Raw genomic sequence first — 24,753 nt, 5'->3', positions numbered from 1 at the left:
GCGGAGGATAGCCCGGCTAGATGACGCCTTCCCGGCCGGGAAGAGGCGTCCGCTTGCGCTCCCATCCCTCCAGGGCGGTGAGACAGGCGTGGTCGAGGTGGCGCAGCCCGCCCAGATCGAGCCGCACCGGATGCCCGTGCGGCAGCGCGTCCAGTGCGTCGAACAGCTTGGGCAGCCGCAGGAAGCTGGCGCTGCCCACGACCCGGACGCACAGCTCCTCGCCCTCCCACACCTGCTCGATGTGCACGTGGGAGGTCTCCCAGGCCGCCTTCGCGACGGCGAGCCCCAGCCCGACCAGCACCCCCTCGAAGAGGTTGGTGACCACGATCGCGGTGGCCGTGGCCAGCAGCACCACCGCCTCGCCCCGGTGCGTCCGCCACAGCGCCGCCACCGCCCTGGCCGGCAGCAGCTTCCAGCCCGCGTGCAGCAGCACCCCGGCCAGGGCTGCCAGCGGCACGCTCTCCAGCAGCTGGGGGAAGGCCACGGCGAAGAGCAGCAGCCAGGCCCCGTGCATCACCCTGGCCGCCCGGGTGCGGGCCCCGGCCTCCACATTGGCGGCGCTACGCACGATCACGGCGGTCATCGGCAGCGCCCCGAGCAGCCCGCACACGCTGTTGCCCACCCCCTGGGCGATCAGCTCCCGGTCGTACTCCGTCCGCGGCCCGTCGTGCATGCGGTCCACGGCGGCGGCGCTGAACAGCGTCTCGGCGGAAGCGATCAGCGCCAGCGCGACCACCGTCCCCAGCGCCCCGACGGAGGCCAGCACGGCGAAGCCGCCCCAGGCGGGCGGGGACACGGCCGCCAGGACCCCCGTCACCCGCACCTTCTCGACGGGCAGCCGCAGCAGGGCGGCGACGGCGGTGGCGCCGGCCACGCCGACCAGGGCCCCGGGCACCAGCCGCAGCCGGGCGGGCATCCGGCGCCAGGCCACCATGGCGATGATGGTCCCGGCCCCGAGCAGGACGGCGGCCCAGTCGGCCTGCGTCCCGAGCTCGTGCACCCCGCGCAGCTTCGCCAGGGTGTGCCCAGGAGCCTTGACACCGCCCAGGGCGTACAGCTGCCCGCAGATCAGCACCAGCCCGATCCCCGCCAGCATCCCCTGCACGACGGCGACGGAGATCGCCCGGAACCACCGCCCGAGCCGTAACACCCCCATGCCCAGCTGGGCCACGCCCGCGGAGACGACCAGCACCCCGAGCGCGGGCAGACCGTACGCCTGCACCGCCTCGTAGACGAGCACGGTGAGCCCGGCCGCGGGTCCGCTCACCTGGAGCGAGCTCCCGCGGAACCACCCGGTCACCAGCCCGCCCACCACCCCGGTGACGATCCCCAGCTCGGCCGGCACCCCGGAGGCGACCGCCACCCCCACGCACAGGGGCAACGCGACCAGTGCGACCACGACGGATGCCCCGAAGTCATCGCGGAACGTGCCGGCCCCAGGCATGCGAGAACCCCCTGCCACGCGGTGATGTGATGCCACCCAGCGTGGTGGGCGCAGTCATCGCGCCCCCAAGTGCTCACGGAAGCCCGCAGTGGCGCGTGCGCCGCACACGCCCCGCACACACTCCGCACCCCCGCAACCGCCGCGGCCCGGCGGTCGGTGAAGACCGCCGGGCCGGCGTGGTGGCAGGTCGGGGACCTGGGTCAGCGGTAGTTCACGAACTGGATCGCGAAGTCCAGCTCCTTGCCCTTGAGCAGCGCCTGGACCTCCTGGAGGTCGTCGCGGCTCTTGGAGCTGACGCGCAGCTCCTCGCCCTGGACCTGGGCCTTGACGCCCTTGGGGCCCTCGTCCCGGATGATCTTCGCGACCTTCTTGGCGTTCTCCTGGGAGATGCCTTCCTCGATCGTGGCGAAGATCTTGTACTCCTTGCCGGACAGCTGCGGCTCGCCGGCGTCCAGCGCCTTGAGCGAGATCCCGCGCTTGACCAGCTTGGTCTCGAACACGTCGAGGACGGCCTTGACGCGCTCCTCGGAGTTCGCCTCCATCAGGATCTTCTCGCCGGACCAGGCGATCGTGGCGCCGGTGCCCTTGAAGTCGTAGCGCTGCGAGAGCTCCTTGGCGGCCTGGTTGAGGGCGTTGTCGACCTCCTGCCGCTCGACCTTCGAGACGATGTCGAAACTGGAGTCGGCCATGTGCTGTGGCTCCTTGATGTCGGTTGTGATCGCCCCGGAGGGCGCGGCCGGACAACCCCGGCCCGCTCGGCAAAGCCTAGCCACCGCGCCCGCCCCCGGTGCTGATCAATCCGGTGGCGAACCACCCCCGGTCATCAGGTATCGTTTACGTCGTTGCCAGGGAGCGCCGCCGCAAGGCGGAAAAATGGCAGCGATCATGGCGGTGTGCCCGAGTGGCCAAAGGGAGCAGACTGTAAATCTGCCGGCTCAGCCTACCCAGGTTCGAACCCTGGCGCCGCCACGCGATGTGAGACCCCCGGACTGCGGAAACGCGGTGCGGGGGTCTTCTCGTATGCGTCAGCGCGCCAGCGCCCCGGCCGAACCGGGCCGGTGGGCCATCGGGCCGGTCACGGACCGCAACGTCGGCGGTCTCCGGTCGTTCACCTGGGGTGAAGTGGACATCTGACGCACGGGGGAAGATCGGCGGCGGGGTGCTCGTCGCCCTGCTCGGGGCAGGGATTCCGGCTCTGATGGGAGCGACGCTCCATACGGACGTGGGGAAGCCGTACCAGGAGACCCGGCTGTACTTCGGTACCGAACGCCCCGACGGGCGGGGCCCGATCACGAAGCCGGATTTCATGCGGTTCCTGGACCGGGAGATCACCTCGTCCTTCCCCGAGGGGCTGACCGTCCACGACGGCTACGGCCAGTGGCGCGGCAAGGACGGCAAGGTCATCCGCGAGACCTCGTACGAGGTGGTCCTGCTGTACCCGGAGAAGGAGGCCGGCGAGCGCAGTGGGCGCATCGAGCGGATCCGGCAGGCCTACGAGAACCAGTACCAGCAGGATTCGGTCGGACGCTCCGACGACAAGGTGAACGCCGAGTTCTGAACCGCGGGGCGTGGCGCGCGACGGTCCGTCAGTTGCCCGCCACGTCCTTGACGGCCACCTGCACCGGCGTCGAACCGGAGGTCAGCTCCAGCGTCAGGCCCGCCGTCGCCGGGGTCTCGACCAGCTCGGCCAGCACCGCCGCGACGTCGTCGCGCGGGACGACCCCGTGGCCCGTCCGCGCCTCCAGCCGGACCAGGCCCGTCCCGGCGTCGTCGATGAGGGAAGCCGGGCGCAGGATCGTCCACTCCAGGCCCAGCCGGGTGCGGAGGTGGTCGTCGGCCTCGCCCTTCGCCCGCAGGTAGGCGTCGAAGACCTCGTCGCCTTCGTGGTGCGCGTCCGCGCCCATCGAAGAGACCATCAGGAAGCGGCGCACGCGGGCGCGTTCGGCGGCGTCGGCGAAGAGCACCGCCGCGTCCCGGTCCACGGTCTCCTTGCGCTCGATGCCGCTGCCGGGACCGGCGCCGGCCGCGAACACCGCCACGTCCGCGCCCTGCAGGATCCCCGCCACGTGCTCCACCGAGGCCGACTCCAGGTCGCAGAGCACCGGCTCGGCGCCCGCCGCCCTGAGGTCGTTGCCCTGGGCCGGGTCGCGGATGACGCCCGCGACCTCGTACCCGCGCGCGGCGAGCAGGCGCTCCAGCCGCAGCGCGATCTGACCGTGTCCACCCGCGATGACGATGCGCATGATCCGACCGTACGACGAGCCGGGCGCCGCCGCCCGCGAACGTACGGCGAACGTTCAGGGGCCCGCCTCCGTACGGCCCTGCCGGGGCAGGTCCAGGGCCACCGCGACCGCGGAGTCGCAGTACTCCCGCACGGCACTCGTACGGGCTACCACCCGCCCGCGGTGGATCACGATCCGGCTGTACGCGAGCGACAGCACGCCCGCGATCCGGTCCCCGCGCACGGCGAGGAGCTCCGCCGGGAAACCGGCCTCCACGCGAACCTGCGGCAGGCCCATCACCTCGCGGGCGCAGGCGCTGACCGACTCGTAGGCCTCGCCGGGCCGCAGCCCGCCCTGGGAGGCCAGCAGGTACGCGGCCTCCAGCGGGTCGCCGCGGCCGACCGGGTTCCCGGCGTCCCTCAGCGCCCCGCTGCCGGCCGCGACCCGGACGCCGGCGGCCCGCAGCAGGCGCACGGGCGCGGTGCGCAGGCCGCGGCGCTCCAGGGCCGCGCAGTCGCCCTGGGGCAGGCAGGTCACCCGTACGCCGGCCGCGGCCAGCTGGTCGGCGGCGCGGGTCGCCACGTCGAGGGGGAGGCGGGACAGGCCGCCGCAGGGGCCGACGGTGACCCCCGGGCGCAGCCCGCCGGCCATCGCCGCGAGCCGGGAGAGCCGGCCGGGGTCGTCGCCGTCGGTGTGCAGGTCCACGGGGCAGCCGTGCTCGTCGGCCAGTTCCAGAACGGCTTCGAGGAAGCCCGTCGGGTCGGGGTCCAGGTCCGGGCAGCCGCCGATCACGGAGGCGCCCATCTTGACCGCGTCCCGCAGCATGGCGAGCCCGTCCGCGCCGGCCACCCCGGTCAGCAGCCGGGGCACGGCCACGGAGGTCAGGTCGGTCAGCCCGCGCAGGGAGCGGCGGGCCTGGAGCACGGCCTCCAGGGGGCCGAGGCCGTGCACGTCGCCGATCCGCACGTGCGAGCGCACGGCGGTGGCGCCGTGACCGAGCTGGAGGAGTGCGGCCTCGGTGGCCCGTCGCTGGACCTCGTCGGGGGTGTACGAGACGGGACCCTCGGCGTCCGCGGTCAGGGCGGTGTCCCCGTGGGCGTGCGGCTCGGCGGGGGCGGGCAGGAGCAGATAGCCGCTCAGGTCCACCCGGGACAAGGCGGGGGAGGGGAGGCTGCCCGTCGTGCCGACCGCCTGGATCCGCCCGCCGCCGAGTCGGACGTCGACGGTACGGCCGTCGGTGAGGCGGGCCCCGGTGAGCAGCAGGGTGGTGGCCTCGGCTGCGGCCGCGTTGCCGTTGACGCCATGGGGGGAGTGGAACGGCTGCTGCGGCTGGCTGTCGGACATCGCGCTCCTGCGGTGGCTCGGGCGGTTCCTGGGCCCGTGGCCGCGGCCCGCGGCCCAAGATCACGCAGCGTGCTCAGAGCCTAGGGCGCGGCGCACCCCGCTTCACGGAAGAGCGCAATAGTCGTACCGGTGTGGTGCGCACCCGGCGTGCGCCCGCGCACGCGCCCCACGGGCCTCACGAGGCACCGGGCGGCGCGCACGGGGGGCGTGTGGAGGGCAGGAAGCGTGTGAGCCCGCACACAATCCGGCCGAGAAGTGGGTCGGGAGGGGTGGGTGGGTTGATCGAGAAGAGCGCCCGAACCCCCTCGGAGCCCTGTCCTCCCAAAGGATTTGGGCGATCGGCGGGCAACCGTGTAATGTCTTCATCGCTCGCCCCAATAGCTCAGTCGGTAGAGCGTCTCCATGGTAAGGAGAAGGTCTGCGGTTCGATTCCGCATTGGGGCTCTGGTGAGAGAGGTTCCCCACCCTCGGGTGGGGAGTCGATCACATCAAAGCGGCGTAGCTCAGTCGGTAGAGCAAGCGGCTCATAATCGCTGTGTCACCGGTTCAAGTCCGGTCGCCGCTACACACAGTAGCCGATTGCGGGGTCGGTCTCCCGGTCGGCTACTCTTGTATGCGTTCATCCGTCCCAATTTCCGTCAAGGAGCACTCACGTGGCTGCCACCGACGTCCGCCCGAAGATCACGCTGGCCTGCGTGGAGTGCAAGGAGCGGAACTACATCACCAAGAAGAACCGGCGTAACAACCCGGACCGTCTTGAGATGAAGAAGCACTGCCCGCGCTGCAACTCGCACACCGCGCACCGCGAGACCCGCTGACCCCAGCGAAGTCTCGAATAACAGGCACCGTCATGAGGTCGTCCCCTTCATTGGGGGGCGGCCTTGTGTCGTTTCTGTCTCCGGGTCCGCCCGTCTTTGTTCTTGTGTCTTTCGTGTCCCTTCATCAGGAGGTAGTGAGTCATGGCTCTCGACCAGTCCTTCGTGGGGCGGAGCTACCCGCCCACCGAGCCGTACGAGGTCGGCCGCGAGAAGATCCGCGAATTCGCGGTTGCGGTGGGTGACGTCAATCCCGTCTACACCGACGCGGAAGCCGCCAAGTCGTACGGCTACTCCGACGTGATCGCTCCGCCGACTTTTGTGTTCGCCATCACTTTCAAGGCGGCCGGCCAGGTCATCGAGGACCCGCAGCTGGGGCTGGACTACAGCCGTGTCGTGCACGGGGACCAGAAGTTCGCGTACTCCCGGCCGGTGCGGGCCGGTGACCGTCTGTCAGTGACCTCCACCATCGAGGCCGTGAAGTCGCTCGCGGGCAACGACATCATCGACATCCGCGGCGAGGTCCACGACGAGACCGGCGAACACGTGGTGACGGCGTGGACGAAGCTCGTCTCCCGCGCCCCCGAGGAGGCCTGACATGGCAGCGAAGATCCAGTACGCCGACGTCGAGGTCGGCACCGAGCTGCCGGCGGGATCCTTCCCCGTGACGCGCGCCACGCTCGTCCAGTACGCGGGCGCCTCGGGCGACTTCAACCCGATCCACTGGAACGAGAAGTTCGCCAAGGAAGTCGGGCTGCCGGACGTCATCGCGCACGGCATGTTCACGATGGCCGAGGCGATCCGGGTGGTCACCGACTGGGTGGGCGACCCGGGCGCGGTGGTCGAGTACGGCGTGCGCTTCACCAAGCCCGTCGTGGTCCCGAACGACGACCAGGGCGGCCTGATCGAGGTCACCGCCAAGGTCGCGGCCAAGCTGGACGACAACCGCGTCCGCGTCGACCTGACGGCGATGAGCGCAGGCCAGAAGGTCCTGGGCATGTCCCGCGCGGTAGTCGCCCTCTCCTGAGGCCGAGCCGGGTAGTGAGCCGGGCCGGCTGGGCCGGGCCGGGCCGGCTGAGTAGGCCGGTCGGGCCGGGCAGGCTGGTAAGCCGCTCGGGCTGGGCAGGCTGGTAAGCCGGTCGAGGGCCAGGGCCAGGGCCAGGGCCAGGGCCAGGGTGCGGGATCGGCGGTGCGGGGGGCTGCGGGGGCGGGGCCGGTCGGGCGGGGTGATGCCGCACGACTGGCCGCGCGACCCGAAGCCACCCCGCACGGCCCGGCCCGCCCTACGGGCCGCGTCATGCGAAGCCACCTCCGAACGGTCCGTCCGCCCAACGGGCCCCGCGACTCGCAGCTCCCCGCGCGGCCCCGTCCGCCCTACGGGGCCTGGCGATGCGAAGCCACTGCGGACGGTCCCGGCCGGCCGAACGGGCCCCGGTGACTCACAGCCACCCCGTCACCGCATGAGTGGCCTCCCTACCGAAGACCTCTGTGCGGCTCGGTCCGCCAGGGGCCGTAGCCCGTATCCCCGTCCCCCGGCCGTCCCGCTCGCGGCCGCCTGTCCGCGCCCCACGTCCTCCGGCCGCGCCCGCCCGAGGCGGATCCTCGCCCGCGTCGCCTCCCCGCCCTTGCGTAGTTAGTGATTGCGTACTAACTTAGTCGCATGGCAAGGATGAGCGCAGATGAGCGGCGTGAGAGCGTCATTCGCGCGGCAGTGCACGAGTTCGCCCGGGGCGGGTACTACGGGACCTCCACCGAGGCGATCGCCAAGCGGGTGGGTGTCTCGCAGCCGTATCTCTTCCGGTTGTTCCCGAACAAGCTGGCCATCTTCCTCGCCGCCGCGGAGCGCTGTCTGCAGGAGACCCGCCAGGTCTTCGCCACCGCCTCCGAGGGGCTGTACGGCGAGGAGGCCACGCGGGCCATGGCGAACGCCTACACGCGGCTCATCGCCGAGGATCCCGACAAGCTCCAGATGCAGCTCCAGATGTACGTCACCGTGGCCGCCGCCGAGGCGGCCGGCGATCACGAGCTCGGGGAGCTCGTCCGCAAGGGGTGGCTGGAGCTGTGGGACACGGTGCACGTGCCGTTCGGGGACGACGTGAAGGAGACCACGACCTTCATGGCGTACGGGATGCTGATCAACACCCTCGCCGCCATGGGGTTCCCGCCCCAGCATCGGGTCTGGCAGGGGTTGTACCCCGAGGCCCACGTCAAGGGCCGCCTGGAGAAGTGACGGCGGCGCGCCGCCCGCCCCGTGTGCCCCATCGCGTTCGCGCATGGGCGCACCCATGAGCATCAAAGTTAGTCAGCAATAACTAACAAGTCGCAGGGGGAATCGTGAACACACAGCAAGGCACGGACACCAAGCTTCGGGGGCCCGCCGTCTGGGCCCTCGTCCTCACCGGCGCCGCCAGCTTCATGGCCGCCCTCGACAACCTCGTCGTCACCACCGCGCTGCCCGCCATCCGCTCGGACCTCGGCGGCAAGCTGGAGGACCTGGAGTGGACGGTGAACGCCTACACGCTCACCTTCGCCGTCCTCCTCATGTTCGGCGCCGCCCTCGGTGACCGGTTCGGGCGCCGCAAGCTCTTCATAGCCGGCCTCGCCGTGTTCACCGGCGCCTCCGCCGCGGCCGCCCTCTCGCCCGGCATCGACGCCCTCATCGCCGCCCGCGCCGTCCAGGGCGTCGGCGCCGCGATCATGATGCCGCTCACCCTCACCCTGCTCACCGCCGCCGTCCCCGCCGCCCGCCGCGGCATGGCCCTCGGCATCTACGGCGCCGTCACCGGCCTCGCCGTCGCCAGCGGCCCCCTCATCGGCGGCAGCCTCACCGAGCACATCTCCTGGCAGTGGATCTTCTGGCTGAACGTACCGATCGGTCTCGCCCTGATCCCGCTCGCCCGCCTGCGCCTCGCCGAGTCCACCGCCCCGGGCTCCCGCCTGGACCTGCCCGGCACCCTGCTCATCAGCGGCGGCCTGTTCGGCATCGTCTACGGCCTGGTGAACGCCAACGCCGAGGGCTGGACCAGCGCCCCCGTCCTGACCTCGCTGATCGCGGGCACCGCCCTCGTCGGCGGGTTCATCTACCACGGCTTCACCAGCGCCAACCCCATGCTCCCCATGCGGCTCTTCCGTAACCGCGGCTTCCTCGGGATCAACCTGGCCAGCCTGCTGATGTTCCTGGGGATGTTCGGCTCGATCTTCCTGCTCAGCCAGTTCCTCCAGGGCGTCTCGGGCTACTCGCCCACCGAGGCCGGACTGCGGATGCTCCCCTGGACCGGCATGCCGATGATCGTCGCGCCGATCTCGGGCATCCTCTCCGACCGGATCGGCGGCCGCCCCGTCGTCGCCACCGGGCTCGCCCTCCAGGCCGTCGGGCTCGGCTGGTTCGCGATGATCCTGAGCGCGGACCTCTCGTACGCCGCCCAGCTGCCGGCGCTGATCATCAGCGGCATCGGCATGGGCATGTACTTCGCCCCCGCCTCCAACGTCCTGATGTCCACCGTGGGCCCGGCCGACCAGGGCAAGGCCTCCGGCACCAACAACGCCCTGCGCGAGGTCGGCGGAGCCCTCGGTGTGGCCGTACTGGCCTCCGTCTTCTCCGCCCAGGGCGGCTACGAGACCCCGCAGGCCTTCACCGACGGCACGGTCCCGGCCCTGTGGATCGGCGCCGGTGCGGTCGCCGTGTCGGCCGCCCTGGCCCTGCTGCTGCCGCGCAAGACCCGGGCGTCCGGGAGCGCACCGGCCGTCGCCGCCGCCGAGGTCCCGGACCGCGTCCCCGCCGCCACGCGGTAACGCCGAAGCAGGTACCGACACCGACCAGCCAAGGAGTGCCCGCCATGCCCGACGTTCCCTGGTCCACCCCCACCCGCCCCGCCCCGGACGCCGAGGTCTACGTCATGGCGTCCCGGTTCGAAACCGCCACCCTCACCGGCGCCGTCAGGTTCTTCCTCAAGGCCCCCGGCATCATCCGCAAGATCCGCACGGCCCCCGGCGCCCACGGGGTCGCCCTGCGGGCGCGCGTCCCGCGCCGGACCTTCCTCACCCTCTCCGCGTGGGAGGACCGCGACGCGCTCTACCGCTTCGCCCGCAGCGAGCCCCACCGCTCCAGCTCCCGGGCGGCGGCCGGCTACATGAAGGAATCGGCCTTCACCTTCTGGACCGTACGGGCCCGTGACCTGCCCATCGGCTGGGAGGAGGCCGAGCGTCGCCTCGCCGAGCAGAGGCCGAACCAGTGAGCCGCGGTCCGTGGCCCCGCAGGGATGCGAGGGGTACGGACCGTACTCTTGTCCCCGTGCAGGAACTCCACGACGCCCCCCTCGCCCCGCTGACCACCTTCCGCCTCGGTGGCCCCGCAGCCCGCCTGGTCACCGCGACCACCGACGCCGAGGTGGTCGCCGCCGTCCGCGCCGCGGACGAGAGCGGCACCCCGCTCCTGGTCATCGGCGGCGGCAGCAACCTGGTCATCGGGGACCAGGGCTTCGACGGCACCGCCCTGCGCATCGCGACCACCGGCTTCGCCCTCGACGGCACCACCCTCGAGCTCGCGGCCGGCGAGAACTGGAGCGACGCCGTCGCCCGCACCGTCGAAGCCGGCCTCGCCGGCATCGAGTGCCTCGCCGGAATCCCCGGCTCCGCCGGTGCGACGCCCATCCAGAACGTGGGGGCGTACGGCCAGGAGGTCTGCGACACGATCACCGAGGTCGTCGCCTACGACCGCACCAGCGGCGAAACGGTCACTCTGAGCGCCGCCGAGTGCGCGTTCACGTACCGCAACAGCCTCTTCAAGCAGCAGCCCGAGCGGTACGTCGTCCTGCGCGTGCGCTTCGCCCTGGAGGACGCGGGCGGCCTGTCCGCCCCGATCAAGTACCCCGAGACCGCCCGCGCGCTCGGCGTCGAGGCCGGCGACCGCGTCCCGGCCGCCACCGCCCGCGAGACCGTGCTGCGCCTGCGCGCCGGCAAGGGCATGGTCCTCGACCCCGCCGACCACGACACCTGGTCGGCCGGCTCCTTCTTCCACAACCCGATCCTGACCGACGAGGCCTACGCCGCCTTCCTCACTCGCGTCCAGGACCGCCTCGGCCCCGACACCGCGCCGCCGGCGTACCCCGCCGGCGACGGCCGTACGAAGACCAGCGCGGCCTGGCTGATCGACAAGGCCGGTTTCACCAAGGGCTACGGCACCGGGCCCGCGCGCATCTCCACCAAGCACACCCTCGCCCTCACCAACCGCGGCGAGGCCACCACCGAGGACCTCCTCGCCCTGGCCCGCGAGGTCGTCGCGGGCGTCCACGCGGCCTTCGGCGTCACCCTGGTCAACGAACCGGTGACGGTCGGCGTCAGCCTCTGAGGAGCCCCGGCCGCCCATGCTCTGTCCCCTGCACGGGGCCGGTACGGACCCCACCCGGCTCGTGGGTCGCACGCTCAGCCGCGTCGTCGCGTCCTGGCACGTCAGCGACGGCGAACGCTCCGAGGCGCCCCTCGACGTCTGGCTGATCGACAGCGTCGGCGACTCCATCCGCATCACCACCGGGTCCGACCAGTGCCTCATCGTCGAGTCCGCCGCACCGCACGAGCCGTACGACGTGGGGGAGTGGGGCCGCATCGAGGTCGGCGAGGACCTCGGCGACCACCCCTTCCTGCGCCACCTCGGCGAGACCATCGCCTCGGTCGCCGAGTTCGCGCTGCCCGAGCAGGGCCGCACCCACCTGGAGATCGGCTTCCCGGACGGCGGCCGGGTGCGCGCCGACTGCTACGAGGGCGACCTGCGGCTCACCCGGTGAGCCAGTGGTCGATCCCCGCCAGCAGCTTGGCCTGCACCTCCTCGGGCGCGGCCGAACCGCGCACCGACTGACGGGCCAGCTCGGCGAGCTCCGCGTCCGTGAAGGCGTGGTGGCGGCGGGCGAGCTCGTACTGGGCCGCGAGCCGGGACCCGAAGAGCAAGGGATCGTCGGCGCCGAGCGCCATCGGGACGCCGGCCTCGAAGAGGGTGCGCAGCGGCACGTCCTCGGGCCGCTCGTAGACGCCGAGCGCCACGTTGGAGGCCGGGCAGACCTCGCAGGTGATCTGCCGGTCGGCCAGCCGCTTCAGCAGCCGGGGGTCCTCGGCGGCCCGTACGCCGTGCCCGATGCGGGAGGCGTGGAGATCGTCGAGGCAGTCGCGGACGGAGGCGGGGCCGGTGAGCTCGCCGCCGTGCGGGGCGGCGAGGAGGCCGCCCTCGCGGGCGATGGCGAAGGCCCGGTCGAAGTCGCGGGCCATGCCGCGGCGCTCGTCGTTGGACAGGCCGAAGCCGACGATGCCGCGGTCGGCGTAGCGGACGGCGAGGCGGGCGAGGGTACGGGCGTCGAGGGGGTGCTTCATGCGGTTGGCCGCGATGAGGACCCGCATCCCGAGGCCGGTCTCGCGGGACGCGCTGTCCACGGCGTCGAGGATGATCTCGACGGCGGGGATCATCCCGCCGAGCAGGGGCGCGTAGGAGGTGGGATCCACCTGGATCTCCAGCCAGCCACTGCCGTCCCGTACGTCCTCCTCCGCGGCCTCGCGGACCAGGCGGCGGATGTCATCCGGCTCGCGCAGGCAGGAGCGGGCGGCGTCGTAGAGCCGCTGGAAGCGGAACCAGCCGCGCTCGTCGGTGGCGCGGAGCTTGGGGGGCTCGCCGGCGGTGAGGGCGTCCGGGAGCCGTACGCCGTACTTGTCGGCGAGCTCCAGGAGGGTCGATGGTCGCATCGAGCCGGTGAAGTGCAGGTGGAGGTGGGCTTTCGGCAGAAGCGTGAGATCGCGTGCGTGCTCCATTCGCCGATCCTGCCGTACCGCTGCGCTGGGCGGGAGGGGGTTTTACCTTTTGGGGGCTTGCCCGGGCTGGTGTACGGGCCGGGGTGGCGGGGAGGGACCGCTGCGCGGGGCCTTCCCGGGCGCTGCCCGGACCCGCGCCTCAAACGCCGGCGGGGCTGGAAGATCGGGGCTCCGCCCCGGACCCCGCGCCTCAAACGCCGGCGGGGCTGCAAGGGGATACCGCTGAGCGGCGGTCCCCCAAGGGGGAGCCGCCGCTCAGGGGTGGGGATTAGGCCTTGGCTTCGGCCAGGAGCTTCTGGATGCGGGAGACGCCCTCCACCAGGTCCTCGTCGCCCAGGGCGTAGGACAGGCGCAGGTAGCCGGGGGTGCCGAAGGCCTCGCCCGGGACGACCGCGACCTCGACCTCGTCCAGGATCAGGGCGGCGAGCTCGACGGAGGTCTGGGGGCGCTTGCCGCGGATCTCCTTGCCGAGCAGGGCCTTGACCGAGGGGTACACGTAGAACGCGCCCTCGGGGGTCGGGCAGACGACGCCGTCGATCTCGTTCAGCATCCGCACGATCGTCTGGCGGCGGCGGTCGAAGGCGGTGCGCATCTCGTGGACGGCGTCCAGGTTGCCGGAGACGGCGGCCAGCGCCGCGACCTGGGCCACGTTGGAGACGTTGGAGGTGGCGTGCGACTGCAGGTTGGTCGCGGCCTTGACGACGTCACGGGGGCCGATGATCCAGCCCACGCGCCAGCCGGTCATCGCGTACGTCTTGGCGACGCCGTTGACGACGATGCACTTGTCGGCCAGCTCGGGGACGATCGCGGGGAGCGAGACGAACTTCGCGTCACCGTAGACCAGGTGCTCGTAGATCTCGTCCGTCAGGACCCACAGGCCCTTCTCGGCGGCCCAGCGGCCGATCGCCTCGGCGTCGGCCTCGCTGTAGACCGCGCCCGTGGGGTTGGACGGGGAGACGAAGAGGACGACCTTCGTGCGCGAGGTACGGGCCGCTTCGAGCTGCTCGACGGAGACGCGGTAACCCGTGGTCTCGTCGGCCACCACCTCGACGGGGACGCCGCCGGCGAGACGGATGGACTCGGGGTAGGTGGTCCAGTAGGGGGCCGGGACGATGACCTCGTCACCCGGGTCGAGGATGGCCGCGAAGGCCTCGTAGATCGCCTGCTTGCCACCGTTGGTGACGAGGACCTGCGAGGCGTCGACCTCGTAGCCGGAGTCGCGCAGCGTCTTGGCGGCGATCGCGGCCTTCAGCTCGGGCAGGCCGCCGGCCGGCGTGTAGCGGTGGTACTTGGGGTTGCGGCAGGCCTCGACCGCGGCCTCGACGATGTAGTCCGGGGTCGGGAAGTCGGGCTCGCCGGCGCCGAAGCCGATCACCGGGCGCCCGGCGGCCTTGAGGGCCTTGGCCTTGGCGTCGACGGCGAGGGTCGCGGACTCGGAAATGGCGCCGATACGGGCGGACACCCGGCGCTCGGAGGAAGGCGTTGCAGAGGTCATGCGGGCAATCGTCCCAGACGGCCGAGAAGCGCCGCACACCGTTTCAGTCAACGGACCGCAGCACGAGAGCAGCCCAGACAAAGCACGCCCGCAGCATGTCCGGACGGGTTCTGTTCGACGTCAGGGCCCGGTTCACGTACACTCACCTGTCGTTGGACCTCGCCAGCCGCTGCGAAGCGTGAGCACTCCGTGCACTCGCCCGGATGCGGTAGGTTGGGGGACGCAAAGGGTCGTAGCTCAATTGGTAGAGCACTGGTCTCCAAAACCAGCGGTTGGGGGTTCGAGTCCCTCCGGCCCTGCTCCACACTCCTTCTCGGATGTGTGTGCGCAGGTACGTACTTAGATGCAACGCCGTGCGGCGCAACCGGGCGCGGTACGGCCACGACCCGGATTCAGGTGAGAGACGTGACGGACGCCCTGGGCTCCATCGACATGCCTGACGCCGAGGACGAGACGCGCGAGAAGAAGGCCCGCAAGGGCGGCAAGCGCGGCAAGAAGGGCCCCCTGGGCCGTCTCGCGCTTTTCTACCGCCAGATCGTCGCGGAACTCCGCAAGGTTGTCTGGCCCACTCGCAACCAGCTCACGACGTACACCACCGTGGTGATTGTCTTCGTCGTCATCATGATCGGTCTGGTGACCGTGATTGACTATGGGTTCCAGGAAGCCATCAAGTTCGTCTTCGGCTGATCCCCGCGGAGGGCGGCGCCTTGATGGGTGCCGCCCGTTTTCGCATGTTCCACCACCTTTTGTATTCCAGGAAGAAGCAGCCACCGTGTCTGACCCGAACCTGAACGCGAGCCACGACTCCGTCGAGTCCGTCGAGGACGCGCTCGACATCGTCGAGGCGGCGGACGCTGTGGACCCTGACGAGGCCGAGCGCGCCGACGCCAAGGCGGGTGTCCCCGCCGAGGAGGCCGCGCTGCACGTCGAGTCCGCTCCGGGCGATGACGCGGACGAGGCCGACGCCGAGTTCGAGGACGACGCCGAGGTCGAAGAGGCTGCCGACGACGCCGACGCCGACATCGAAGCCGGTGTCGAGGCCGACGCCGACGCGGAGGCCGAAGAGGCCGCTCCCGCCGAGCCCGTCGACCCCATCCAGGCCCTGCGCGAGGAGCTGCGCCTCCTGCCCGGCGAGTGGTACGTGATCCACACCTACGCCGGTTACGAGAAGCGCGTGAAGGCCAACCTGGAGCAGCGCGCCGTCTCGCTGAACGTCGAGGAGTTCATCTACCAGGCCGAGGTGCCCGAGGAAGAGATCGTCCAGATCAAGAACGGCGAGCGCAAGAACGTCCGGCAGAACAAGCTGCCCGGCTACGTTCTCGTCCGCATGGATCTGACGAACGAGTCCTGGGGCGTCGTCCGCAACACGCCTGGTGTCACCGGCTTCGTCGGCAACGCGTACGACCCGTACCCGCTGACCCTGGACGAGATCGTCAAGATGCTCGCCCCGGAGGCGCAGGAGAAGGCCGCCAAGGCCGCCGCGGAAGAGGCCGGCCTGCCCGCGCCGTCCGTCAAGCGGACCATCGAGGTCCTGGACTTCGAGGTCGGCGACTCGGTCACCGTCACCGACGGCCCGTTCGCGACGCTGCAGGCGACGATCAACGAGATCAACCCGGACTCCAAGAAGGTCAAGGGCCTCGTCGAGATCTTCGGCCGCGAGACCCCGGTCGAGCTCAGCTTCGACCAGATCCAGAAGAACTGATCTTCTGGTCCCACGCTTCCGGACAGGTCAGATCGCCCCGTAAAGGGCGGTCTGACCTGCTCGGTTTTCAGCCCCGCACCGATACCCGTTATCGTGGTGCGGTATGCCTCCATCCGGATGACCGGTTGGCGGCGAAAAACTCTCACTAGGACCCGGAGAGAGCAATGCCTCCCAAGAAGAAGAAGATCACGGGGCTCATCAAGCTCCAGATCAAGGCCGGTGCGGCCAACCCGGCTCCGCCGGTCGGCCCCGCGCTCGGTCAGCACGGCGTCAACATCATGGAGTTCTGCAAGGCCTACAACGCCGCGACCGAGTCGCAGCGTGGCATGGTCGTGCCGGTGGAGATCACGGTCTACGACGACCGTTCCTTCACCTTCATCACCAAGACTCCGCCGGCCGCGCGCCTCATCCTGAAGCACGCGGGCGTGGAGAAGGGCTCCGGCGAGCCTCACAAGACCAAGGTCGCGAAGCTCACGGCCGCCCAGGTCAAGGAGATCGCCGAGCTGAAGATGCCCGACCTGAACGCCAACGACATCGACGCCGCCGTGAAGATCATCTCCGGCACCGCGCGCTCGATGGGCATCACCGTCGAAGGCTGATCCAGCCACCCTCCAGCACCACCAGTGGTAGGACCAAGCGCTGGTCCGCACCACGACTCCACGCCTGAAGAATCAACACAGGAGCAGAAGTGAAGCGCAGCAAGACTCTCCGCGCTGCGGACGCCAAGGTCGACCGGGAGAAGCTGTACGCCCCGCTCGAGGCCGTCCGTCTCGCCAAGGAGACCACCACGACCAAGTTCGACGCCACCGTCGAGGTCGCCTTCCGTCTGGGTGTCGACCCGCGCAAGGCCGACCAGATGGTCCGCGGCACCGTGAACCTCCCGCACGGCACCGGCAAGACCGCCCGGGTCCTGGTCTTCGCGACCGGTGACCGTGCTGCGGCCGCGGAAGCCGCCGGCGCCGACATCGTCGGCGACGACGAGCTCATCAACGAGATCGCCAAGGGCAACCGCCTCAACGAGTTCGACGCCGTTGTGGCCACCCCGGACCTCATGGGCAAGGTCGGCCGCCTCGGCCGCGTGCTCGGTCCCCGTGGCCTCATGCCGAACCCGAAGACCGGCACCGTCACCATGGACGTCGCGAAGGCTGTCACCGAGATCAAGGGTGGCAAGATCGAGTTCCGCGTCGACAAGCACTCGAACCTGCACTTCATCATCGGCAAGGTCTCCTTCTCCGATGAGCAGCTGGTCGAGAACTACGGCGCGGCCCTGGACGAGATCCTGCGTCTGAAGCCGTCCGCCGCGAAGGGCCGCTACATCAAGAAGGCCGCCCTGAGCACCACGATGGGCCCCGGCATCCAGCTGGACTCCAACCGCACCCGGAACCTCCTCGTCGAGGAAGACCCGGCTGCTGTCTGAGCCTGATGGCTCACTGAGTGGCTGAAACGGGCCTCTCGCCTCCCCTCACGGGGCGGCGGGGGGCCCGTTTTCCGTGTTTCGGGCCACATGTCGTCCGGTACGGGGCCCGGCGCCGGGGGTCCGCCGTCGGGGCGACGTAGGGTCCCCTTGACCGAAGTCATTCAAGGGGTGGGGACCTCATGTCCGTGTACCGGAAGAAGACCGCCGCCGCCGCACTGGCCGCCGTCCTGCTCATGGGCGGCGCCACGGCGTGCGACGACGACAAGAAGGACGCCTCCGGCAAGGCCGCGGCCGGTGCGTCCGCGCAGCCGGGCAAGCCGGTGGCCGACGGCCGAGCCACCGAGGCGCTCGCGGCGGCGTACAAGAAGACCTCGGCCGCCAAGTCGGCCAAGGTCCGCATGACGATGTCGATGCCCGCCTCCCTGGAGGGCGGCGGCACCGTGGAGATGACGGGCGTCCAGGGGTGGGACCCCACCGTCATGGACATCACCATGAAGGGCGGCCCCGGCGCCGCCCGCGGCGTCGACTCGATGCACGTGATCATGAAGAACGACGTGATGTTCATGGAGATGCCGGCCGACTCGCCGATGTCCGGGGGCATGGACGGCAAGCGCTGGATGAAGCTCGACATGAACGCCGCCGCCGCGGCCTCGCCGGACGCCGAGGCGCTGAAGAAGCTCGGCGGCCTGGGCGGCGTGGAACAGAGCCAGGACCCGGCCCAGCAGCTCGCCCTGCTCCTCACCTCGCCGAACGTGAAGCACGTCGGGGCCGAGAAGGTCGAGGGCGTGGACGCCGAGCACTACAAGGGCACCCTGAGCTTCGAGGAGATGCTCGCCGCCGACGCGTCATCCAAGGCGCTGACCGAGGACGACCGCAAGAAGCTGGTCGACGCCATGAAGACGGCCGGCATCAAGGGCTACGACATGGACGTCTGGGTCGACAAGGACGGCTACCCGGTCCACATGAAGGTCGGCATGAACATGCCCCAGGGGACGATGGACGTCGACGCCTTCTACTCGGACTACGGCTCCGCGGCCACCGTGCAGACCCCGCCGGAGAACGAGACGCTCGACCTCTTCGGCATGCTCAAGGAACTGGGCGCGGCCGGAGCCGGCGCCGGGGCCTGACCCGCCCGCGGCGCGCCGTAGCGCTCGCCGCAGCAGTGAAAAGATCCATTTCATGGGGGAGAACCAGATGAACAAGGCTGTCCGCAACCGGGCCGGCATCGCGATGGCGGGGGCCGCCCTGCTCGCCGCCGGCCTCACCGCCTGCGGCGACGGCAAGGCCGCCTCGGCGGATGCCAAGGGGGCCGGCAAGGCGCACTCGTCCGTCGAGGCGGTGAAGGCGTCCTACCTGAAGACGGTGGCGGCCAAGTTCGCCAAGGCGGAGCTGTCCACCGTCGGGAGCGACGGCAAGACGAGCGGCCAGGTCGGCACGAAGGGCTGGTACCCGTCCAGCCACGACGTGACGCTGAAGGGCGACAAGGACGACACCCGCTCGATCATGATCGGCGACACCATCTACACGCACCTGGACGCGCCCCTCGAAGGCAAGACCTGGATGCGGATGAACCTGGCGCGGGACGGCAAGCCGGGGGTCCGGCTGAACGAGGACCCGGCCGAGTACCTCGCGATGCTGCTGGGCCAGGCGAAGCTCACGCACGTCGGTGCCGAGAAGACCGACGGCGTCGACGCCCAGCACTACAAGGGCAGCCTCACCAACGAGGACCTGCTCCAGGCGGACGAGTCGACCAAGGTCATGGAGGAGAAGAACCGCCAGTACCTCCACGACTCCGTCAAGCACATCACGACCTTCGAGGTCGACCTGTGGATCGGCAAGGACGGCTACCCCGTCCGCGTCGACTCCGTCAGCACGGACGGGAAGGGCACGACGAAGACCACGGCGAAGTTCTCCGACTTCGGCGTGGCCGCCCCGGTCCAGGCCCCGCCGGCCGACCAGGTCGTCGACCTGAGTGCGAGCCTCGCGGAGACCGACCGCAAGCTGAAGGAGACCGACCAGAAGCTGGAGGAGGCCGGGGAAACGCTGAAGGAGGCCGACAAGACGCTGCGGGACGCCGGACTGGGGGGCCTCGACGGCTCCTGAGGGCGATTTGCCTCAGCTGGACCCCTTCACGTAGTCTTCCCCAGAAGCCAAAGACCGCTGGTCGTTGCCGTGCCTGCAAGGGTGCGGTGGCCGAAGGATCCGCTGAGCGCGGACGTCCTGCGCAGGTGTTCGTGGAAAAGCTCCCGGAGCAATTCGGTCGAGCTTACGCCCCGTGCGCATGCGCCGGGGCGTTTCGTATGTTCCAGCCCCTTCTGAGCGGTCCTCATCACCCGGAAGGAGGCCGACGCTCTATGGCAAGGCCCGACAAGGCTGCCGCGGTAGCCGAGCTCACGGACCAGTTCCAGAGCTCGAACGCCGCCGTGCTGACCGAGTACCGGGGTCTCACCGTCGCGCAGCTCAAGACGCTGCGTCGTTCGCTCGGTGAGAACGCCCAGTACGCCGTGGTGAAGAACACGCTGACCAAGATTGCGGCCAACCAGGCCGGGATCACCGCGCTGGACGAGCACTTCGCTGGTCCGACCGCGGTCGCCTTCATCACCGGTGACCCGGTGGAGTCGGCGAAGAGCCTGCGTGACTTCGCCAAGGAGAACCCGAACCTCATCATCAAGGCGGGTGTCCTTGATGGTAAGGCGCTCACCGCCGATGAGATCAAGAAGCTTGCGGACCTCGAGTCCCGCGAGGTTCTGCTCAGCAAGCTGGCCGGCGCGTTCAAGGGCAAGCAGTCTCAGGCTGCCTCGCTCTTCCAGGCGCTGCCGTCGAAGTTCGTCCGCACCGCGGAAGCGCTTCGCGTCAAGCTCGCCGAGCAGGGCGGTGCCGAGTAATTCGGCTCGCGCACTGATCCACGCCGCCTAGTGCGTGGGTCGTAGCGGGCCGTTACGCCCGCCTCTATATACATCCGGCACCTGCCGAATTAGTGGAAGGATCGCCCATCATGGCGAAGCTCTCTCAGGACGACCTCCTCGCCCAGTTCGAGGAGATGACCCTCATCGAGCTCTCTGAGTTCGTGAAGGCCTTCGAGGAGAAGTTCGACGTCACCGCCGCCGCGGCCGTCGCCGTTGCCGGCCCCGCCCAGGGTGGCGCCGCCCCCGAGGCCGTCGAGGAGCAGGACGAGTTCGACGTCGTCCTCACCGCCGCCGGTGACAAGAAGATCCAGGTCATCAAGGTCGTGCGTGAGCTGACCTCCCTCGGCCTGAAGGAGGCCAAGGACCTCGTCGACGGTGCGCCGAAGCCCGTCCTCGAGAAGGTCGCCAAGGAGGCCGCTGACAAGGCCGCCGAGGCCCTCAAGGGCGCCGGCGCCTCGGTCGAGGTCAAGTAACACCTCTGGGGCCTCTCTGGGGCTCCAACCAAGGGCGATCACCCGTAAGGGTGGTCGCCCTTTGGCGTACCCGCAGTGCCTGACTTGCCCTGGTCTCGTTGGGGAGTAGGGTGATCTTCGTCGTCCCGACGCAGGGTCCGAAGATGATCCGCTCGGAGCACGGGGCCTTGACGAACGGGACGCGGCGCGCAATTCTCAGTCCCGTCGACAGCTCGATCCACCTCGATCCGAGATCCGAGGCATGGAACGACTACGAAGAGGGCAGTACTGATACGCGCTCTGTGTGCGAGCGCCGCAGCGTTGGACGCAGTGTTGGTCGAACACCGTGTGGGTTGAACGAGTGGGGAAGGCCTGTTGCCGGTTTCCGGAAACCTGGTCTGGACATCAGTGAGCCGAGTGGCTACACTGACCCTTTGCGCTGCCTGTTAGCTGTCCCCTGCCCGTCGCCAGGGACATGCCCACGCTTGAGCACACTTGATTGAACCGCCCTGACCTGGCTTTTCACCAGATTTGGGGGGCCCGTCTTCTGTGTCTGCTGGGACCGGTACGCGCGTAGTGAGTCCGAGCCCTCGGAAGGACCCCCTCTTGGCCGCCTCGCGCAACGCCTCGACCAATACGAACAACGGTGCCAGCACCGCCCCGCTGCGCATCTCCTTTGCAAAGATCAAGGAGCCCCTCGAGGTTCCGAACCTCCTGGCGCTGCAGACCGAGAGCTTTGACTGGCTGCTCGGCAACGCAGCCTGGAAGGCTCGCGTCGAGTCGGCGCTTGAGAGTGGACAGGACGTCCCCACCAAGTCCGGTCTGGAAGAGATCTTCGAAGAGATCTCGCCGATCGAGGACTTCTCCGGGTCGATGTCGCTGACCTTCCGCGACCACCGTTTCGAGCCGGCGAAGAACTCCGTCGACGAGTGCAAGGAGCGCGACTTCACGTACGCGGCTCCGCTGTTCGTCACGGCCGAGTTCACGAACAACGAGACCGGAGAGATCAAGTCTCAGACGGTCTTCATGGGCGATTTCCCGCTCATGACCAACAAGGGCACCTTCGTCATCAACGGCACCGAGCGTGTCGTCGTGTCGCAGCTTGTCCGCTCCCCCGGTGTCTACTTCGACTCCTCCATCGACAAGACGTCCGACAAGGACATCTTCTCCGCCAAGATCATCCCGTCCCGGGGTGCCTGGCTGGAGATGGAGATCGACAAGCGCGACATGGTCGGTGTACGCATCGACCGCAAGCGCAAGCAGTCCGTCACCGTCCTCCTGAAGGCTCTCGGCTGGACCACCGAGCAGATCCTCGAGGAGTTCGGCGAGTACGAGTCCATGCGCGCCACCCTGGAGAAGGACCACACCCAGGGCCAGGACGACGCGCTGCTCGACATCTACCGCAAGCTGCGCCCGGGCGAGCCGCCGACCCGTGAGGCCGCTCAGACGCTGCTCGAGAACCTCTACTTCAACCCCAAGCGCTACGACCTCGCCAAGGTCGGCCGCTACAAGGTGAACAAGAAGCTCGGCGCCGACGAGCCGCTCGACGCCGGTGTGCTCACCACGGACGACGTCATCGCGACGATCAAGTACCTGGTCAAGCTGCACGCGGGCGAGACCGAGACGACCGGCGAGTCCGGCCGTTCGATCGTGGTCGAGACCGATGACATCGACCACTTCGGCAACCGTCGTCTGCGCAACGTCGGCGAGCTCATCCAGAACCAGGTCCGCACGGGTCTGGCTCGTATGGAGCGCGTCGTGCGTGAGCGCATGACCACGCAGGACGTCGAGGCGATCACGCCGCAGACCCTGATCAACATCCGGCCGGTCGTCGCCTCCATCAAGGAGTTCTTCGGCACCAGCCAGCTGTCGCAGTTCATGGACCAGAACAACCCGCTGTCGGGTCTGACGCACAAGCGTCGTCTCTCGGCGCTGGGTCCCGGTGGTCTGTCCCGTGAGCGGGCCGGCTTCGAGGTCCGTGACGTGCACCCGTCGCACTACGGCCGCATGTGCCCGATCGAGACCCCTGAAGGCCCGAACATCGGTCTGATCGGCTCGCTCGCCTCCTACGGCCGCGTCAACGCGTTCGGCTTCGTCGAGACCCCGTACCGCAAGGTCATCGACGGCGTCGTCACCGACGAGGTCGACTACCTGACGGCCGACGAGGAAGACCGCTTCGTCATCGCCCAGGCCAACGCCGGCCTGTCCGAGGACATGCGCTTCACCGAGAACCGCGTCCTGGTCCGCCGTCGTGGCGGCGAGATCGACTACATCGCCGGCGACGACGTCGACTACATGGACGTCTCCCCGCGCCAGATGGTGTCCGTCGCGACCGCGATGATCCCCTTCCTGGAGCACGACGACGCCAACCGTGCCCTCATGGGCGCGAACATGATGCGCCAGGCCGTTCCGCTCATCAAGGCGGAGGCGCCGCTCGTCGGCACCGGCATGGAGTACCGCTGTGCGGTCGACGCCGGTGACTCGATCCGCGCGGAGAAGGACGGTGTGGTCCAGGAGGTCTCGGCCGACTACATCACCGTCGCCAACGACGACGGCACGTACACCACGTACCGCGTCGCCAAGTTCTCCCGCTCGAACCAGGGCACCTCGGTCAACCAGAAGGTCATCGTCAACGAGGGCGACCGGATCATCGAGTCCCAGGTCCTCGCCGACGGTCCCGCGACCGAAGAGGGCGAAATGGCCCTCGGCAAGAACCTGCTCGTCGCATTCATGCCGTGGGAAGGTCACAACTACGAGGACGCGATCATCCTGTCGCAGCGCCTCGTGCAGGACGACGTCCTCTCCTCGATCCACATCGAGGAGCACGAGGTCGACGCCCGTGACACCAAGCTCGGCCCCGAGGAGATCACCCGGGACATCCCGAACGTCTCCGAGGAGGTCCTCGCGGACCTCGACGAGCGCGGCATCATCCGCATCGGTGCGGACGTCGTCGCCGGCGACATCCTGGTCGGCAAGGTCACGCCCAAGGGTGAGACCGAGCTGACCCCGGAGGAGCGCCTGCTCCGCGCGATCTTCGGTGAGAAGGCCCGCGAGGTGCGTGACACCTCGCTCAAGGTCCCTCACGGTGAGATCGGCAAGGTCATCGGTGTCCGCGTCTTCGACCGCGAGGAGGGCGACGAGCTTCCCCCGGGCGTGAACCAGCTGGTCCGCGTCTACGTCGCCCAGAAGCGCAAGATCACCGACGGTGACAAGCTCGCCGGCCGCCACGGCAACAAGGGTGTCATCTCCAAGATCCTTCCGATCGAGGACATGCCCTTCCTTGAGGACGGCACGCCGGTCGACATCATCCTGAACCCGCTGGGTGTCCCGTCCCGAATGAACCCGGGACAGGTCCTGGAGATCCACCTCGGCTGGCTCGCCAGCCGCGGCTGGGACGTCTCCGGCCTCGGCGAGGAATGGGCCGAGCGACTGAAGGCCATCGGCGCCGACCGCGTCGAGCCCGGCACCAACGTCGCCACCCCCGTGTTCGACGGTGCGCGCGAGGACGAGCTCGCGGGCCTCTTCGAGCACACCATCCCGAACCGCGACGGTGACCGGCTGGTCCTGCCGTCCGGCAAGGCGCGCCTGTTCGACGGCCGCTCCGGCGAGCCGTTCCCGGACCCGATCTCGATCGGGTACATGTACATCCTCAAGCTCCACCACCTGGTCGACGACAAGCTCCACGCCCGGTCGACCGGTCCGTACTCGATGATCACGCAGCAGCCGCTGGGTGGTAAGGCGCAGTTCGGTGGCCAGCGCTTCGGTGAGATGGAGGTGTGGGCGCTCGAGGCTTATGGCGCCGCTTACGCCCTCCAGGAGCTGCTGACCATCAAGTCCGACGACGTCACCGGCCGCGTGAAGGTCTACGAGGCCATCGTCAAGGGCGAGAACATCCCCGAGCCGGGCATTCCCGAGTCCTTCAAGGTGCTCATCAAGGAAATGCAGTCGCTCTGCCTCAACGTGGAGGTGCTGTCCTCGGACGGCATGTCCATCGAGATGCGCGACACCGACGAGGACGTCTTCCGCGCGGCGGAGGAGCTCGGTATCGACCTGTCCCGGCGTGAGCCGAGCAGCGTCGAAGAGGTCTGACGGGCCTGACGGGGGGCTCGCTCAAGAGCCCCCCGTCATCCCCGGGACCGTTCAGACCATGATTGAGACTCGACCCCG

24 protein-coding genes and 4 tRNA genes are annotated in these 24,753 nt (G+C 69.6%); 22 read left to right on the top strand and 6 right to left on the bottom strand.

Annotation, left to right across the window (positions count from 1 at the left end; translation table 11 throughout):
- Positions 1–16: 16 nt before the first annotated feature.
- Positions 17–1,444, bottom strand: a complete 1,428-nt coding sequence (locus ACF059_RS28015) for a SulP family inorganic anion transporter (protein ID WP_392062232.1) — start codon at positions 1,442–1,444, stop codon at positions 17–19.
- 200 nt (positions 1,445–1,644) lie between these two features.
- Entirely contained in the window at positions 1,645–2,133 is a 489-nt protein-coding gene (locus ACF059_RS28010) for a YajQ family cyclic di-GMP-binding protein (protein WP_392062229.1), read from the bottom strand.
- A gap of 198 nt (positions 2,134–2,331) precedes the next feature.
- On the opposite strand from ACF059_RS28010, the gene ACF059_RS28005 reads away from it, so the two are divergent.
- Both ACF059_RS28005 and ACF059_RS28000 read left to right on the top strand, forming a co-directional pair.
- Positions 2,332–2,413 (top strand) — tRNA-Tyr (locus tag ACF059_RS28005).
- Positions 2,414–2,642: 229 nt separating this feature from the next.
- Positions 2,643–3,002, top strand: a complete 360-nt coding sequence (locus tag ACF059_RS28000; RefSeq protein WP_392062226.1) for a DUF3574 domain-containing protein — start codon at positions 2,643–2,645, stop codon at positions 3,000–3,002.
- A gap of 28 nt (positions 3,003–3,030) precedes the next feature.
- Here ACF059_RS28000 and ACF059_RS27995 read toward each other — a convergent pair whose 3' ends face one another.
- Both ACF059_RS27995 and ACF059_RS27990 read right to left on the bottom strand, forming a co-directional pair.
- Complete coding sequence (locus tag ACF059_RS27995; protein ID WP_392062223.1) at positions 3,031–3,687, bottom strand: SDR family oxidoreductase; 657 nt, start codon at positions 3,685–3,687, stop codon at positions 3,031–3,033.
- 54 nt (positions 3,688–3,741) lie between these two features.
- Entirely contained in the window at positions 3,742–5,010 is a 1,269-nt protein-coding gene (locus ACF059_RS27990) for an amidohydrolase family protein (protein ID WP_392062220.1), read from the bottom strand.
- A gap of 371 nt (positions 5,011–5,381) precedes the next feature.
- On the opposite strand from ACF059_RS27990, the gene ACF059_RS27985 reads away from it, so the two are divergent.
- The 10 genes from ACF059_RS27985 (at position 5,382) to ACF059_RS27940 (ending at position 11,605) form a co-directional block, all read left to right on the top strand.
- Positions 5,382–5,454 (top strand) — tRNA-Thr (locus tag ACF059_RS27985).
- A 48-nt stretch (positions 5,455–5,502) separates the two neighbouring features.
- A tRNA-Met gene (locus ACF059_RS27980) sits at positions 5,503–5,575 on the top strand.
- Positions 5,576–5,663: 88 nt separating this feature from the next.
- Positions 5,664–5,828 carry a 50S ribosomal protein L33 gene (rpmG, locus tag ACF059_RS27975; RefSeq protein WP_003956487.1) on the top strand — a complete coding sequence of 55 codons (165 nt, stop codon included), beginning with the start codon at positions 5,664–5,666 and terminating at the stop codon, positions 5,826–5,828.
- A 141-nt stretch (positions 5,829–5,969) separates the two neighbouring features.
- Positions 5,970–6,422, top strand: coding sequence for a MaoC family dehydratase N-terminal domain-containing protein (locus ACF059_RS27970; RefSeq protein ID WP_360890890.1), 453 nt, complete (start codon positions 5,970–5,972; stop codon positions 6,420–6,422).
- A 1-nt stretch (position 6,423) separates the two neighbouring features.
- Entirely contained in the window at positions 6,424–6,852 is a 429-nt protein-coding gene (locus tag ACF059_RS27965; RefSeq protein ID WP_361941216.1) for a MaoC family dehydratase, read from the top strand.
- Between the two features lie 633 nt (positions 6,853–7,485).
- Positions 7,486–8,055, top strand: a complete 570-nt coding sequence (locus tag ACF059_RS27960) for a TetR/AcrR family transcriptional regulator (protein WP_392062216.1) — start codon at positions 7,486–7,488, stop codon at positions 8,053–8,055.
- A gap of 104 nt (positions 8,056–8,159) precedes the next feature.
- Positions 8,160–9,617 (top strand): DHA2 family efflux MFS transporter permease subunit, encoded by a 1,458-nt coding sequence (locus tag ACF059_RS27955; RefSeq protein WP_392062213.1) that lies wholly within the window; start codon positions 8,160–8,162, stop codon positions 9,615–9,617.
- Between the two features lie 44 nt (positions 9,618–9,661).
- Entirely contained in the window at positions 9,662–10,060 is a 399-nt protein-coding gene (locus ACF059_RS27950) for a DUF3291 domain-containing protein (protein ID WP_392062210.1), read from the top strand.
- The gene (locus tag ACF059_RS27945; protein ID WP_392062207.1) at positions 10,057–11,172 is read left to right on the top strand and encodes a UDP-N-acetylmuramate dehydrogenase; all 1,116 of its coding nucleotides are present in this window, start codon (positions 10,057–10,059) and stop codon (positions 11,170–11,172) included. The genes ACF059_RS27950 and ACF059_RS27945 overlap by 4 nt, the downstream gene beginning before the upstream one ends.
- A gap of 16 nt (positions 11,173–11,188) precedes the next feature.
- Complete coding sequence (locus ACF059_RS27940; protein WP_392062204.1) at positions 11,189–11,605, top strand: hypothetical protein; 417 nt, start codon at positions 11,189–11,191, stop codon at positions 11,603–11,605.
- Here ACF059_RS27940 and ACF059_RS27935 read toward each other — a convergent pair.
- Both ACF059_RS27935 and ACF059_RS27930 read right to left on the bottom strand, forming a co-directional pair.
- Entirely contained in the window at positions 11,595–12,614 is a 1,020-nt protein-coding gene (locus tag ACF059_RS27935; RefSeq protein ID WP_392062201.1) for an adenosine deaminase, read from the bottom strand. The genes ACF059_RS27940 and ACF059_RS27935 overlap by 11 nt on opposite strands.
- A 268-nt stretch (positions 12,615–12,882) precedes the next feature.
- Positions 12,883–14,109, bottom strand: a complete 1,227-nt coding sequence (locus ACF059_RS27930; RefSeq protein WP_392062198.1) for a pyridoxal phosphate-dependent aminotransferase — start codon at positions 14,107–14,109, stop codon at positions 12,883–12,885.
- Between the two features lie 226 nt (positions 14,110–14,335).
- Here ACF059_RS27930 and ACF059_RS27925 point away from each other — a divergent pair.
- From ACF059_RS27925 to rpoB, 10 genes are all read left to right on the top strand, one after another.
- A tRNA-Trp gene (locus ACF059_RS27925) sits at positions 14,336–14,408 on the top strand.
- 106 nt (positions 14,409–14,514) lie between these two features.
- On the top strand, positions 14,515–14,796 hold the full coding sequence (gene secE / locus ACF059_RS27920; RefSeq protein WP_030825982.1) for a preprotein translocase subunit SecE: 282 nt from the start codon (positions 14,515–14,517) through the stop codon (positions 14,794–14,796).
- Between the two features lie 85 nt (positions 14,797–14,881).
- Positions 14,882–15,811 (top strand): transcription termination/antitermination protein NusG, encoded by a 930-nt coding sequence (gene nusG, locus ACF059_RS27915; RefSeq protein ID WP_392062195.1) that lies wholly within the window; start codon positions 14,882–14,884, stop codon positions 15,809–15,811.
- A 164-nt stretch (positions 15,812–15,975) separates the two neighbouring features.
- The gene (gene rplK, locus ACF059_RS27910) at positions 15,976–16,410 is read left to right on the top strand and encodes a 50S ribosomal protein L11 (RefSeq protein WP_030710298.1); all 435 of its coding nucleotides are present in this window, start codon (positions 15,976–15,978) and stop codon (positions 16,408–16,410) included.
- An 89-nt stretch (positions 16,411–16,499) separates the two neighbouring features.
- On the top strand, positions 16,500–17,228 hold the full coding sequence (rplA, locus tag ACF059_RS27905; protein WP_361941189.1) for a 50S ribosomal protein L1: 729 nt from the start codon (positions 16,500–16,502) through the stop codon (positions 17,226–17,228).
- Between the two features lie 179 nt (positions 17,229–17,407).
- Positions 17,408–18,355 carry a hypothetical protein gene (locus ACF059_RS27900; protein ID WP_392062192.1) on the top strand — a complete coding sequence of 316 codons (948 nt, stop codon included), beginning with the start codon at positions 17,408–17,410 and terminating at the stop codon, positions 18,353–18,355.
- A gap of 67 nt (positions 18,356–18,422) precedes the next feature.
- On the top strand, positions 18,423–19,331 hold the full coding sequence (locus ACF059_RS27895) for a hypothetical protein (protein WP_392062189.1): 909 nt from the start codon (positions 18,423–18,425) through the stop codon (positions 19,329–19,331).
- A 251-nt stretch (positions 19,332–19,582) separates the two neighbouring features.
- Positions 19,583–20,113: a 50S ribosomal protein L10 gene (gene rplJ / locus ACF059_RS27890; protein WP_215144029.1), complete on the top strand. Its 531-nt coding sequence runs from the start codon at positions 19,583–19,585 to the stop codon at positions 20,111–20,113.
- A gap of 110 nt (positions 20,114–20,223) precedes the next feature.
- Positions 20,224–20,607: a 50S ribosomal protein L7/L12 gene (rplL, locus tag ACF059_RS27885; protein ID WP_360890930.1), complete on the top strand. Its 384-nt coding sequence runs from the start codon at positions 20,224–20,226 to the stop codon at positions 20,605–20,607.
- A 585-nt stretch (positions 20,608–21,192) separates the two neighbouring features.
- Positions 21,193–24,675: a DNA-directed RNA polymerase subunit beta gene (gene rpoB / locus ACF059_RS27880; protein ID WP_361941177.1), complete on the top strand. Its 3,483-nt coding sequence runs from the start codon at positions 21,193–21,195 to the stop codon at positions 24,673–24,675.
- Positions 24,676–24,753: the final 78 nt, after the last annotated feature.

Origin of the sequence: Streptomyces sp. NPDC016562 (assembly GCF_043076955.1) — a bacterium.
GTDB lineage: Bacteria > Actinomycetota > Actinomycetes > Streptomycetales > Streptomycetaceae > Streptomyces.
Note: the sequence above shows the minus strand (reverse complement) of the source record. Positions and strands in the feature narration are given on the sequence as shown.